Genomic DNA, 363 nt, shown 5'->3' with positions numbered 1-363 from the left:
GGTAGACCTTGATCATCTTGGTCACCTCCGCGTCCCAGAACGCCTTGCCCTTCTTCGGCGGCTGCATGGCGATGTAGTCGACCGAGTGGCAGGCCACGCAATTGGCCTGCGCCGCCGCGTAGCCGGCCTCGTGCCCCTCGGCCGGCCTGAGCTGCGCCGTCGCCTCGGGCAGGTCGTAGCCGCGCGGGGCGGCAAGGGCCGCGCCGCCCGCCAGCGCGAGGGCCGCGGCCGCGATGAGAGAGAGCTGCCTCGTCATTCCCGCCTCCCTCACGCCGCCTGCACGCGCGTGGTCTCGACCACGTTGCGCATGTAGCCGGCCGGGTTCCAGAGCGGCTCCATCGGCTGGGTCGCCCCGTCATTGCC

General features: G+C 72.2%; 1 protein-coding gene. It reads right to left on the bottom strand.

Annotated features, from left to right (window positions below; all coding sequences use genetic code 11):
* The coding region (locus WDW90_RS38500; RefSeq protein WP_336492922.1) for a cytochrome c at window positions 1-256 on the bottom strand (256 nt) is incomplete at its 3' end.
* Window positions 257-363: the final 107 nt, after the last annotated feature.

Source organism: Methylobacterium nigriterrae (assembly GCF_037106235.1).
Taxonomy (GTDB): Bacteria; Pseudomonadota; Alphaproteobacteria; order Rhizobiales; family Beijerinckiaceae; genus Methylobacterium; species Methylobacterium nigriterrae.
This window is presented reverse-complemented; position numbering and strand designations above follow the sequence as displayed.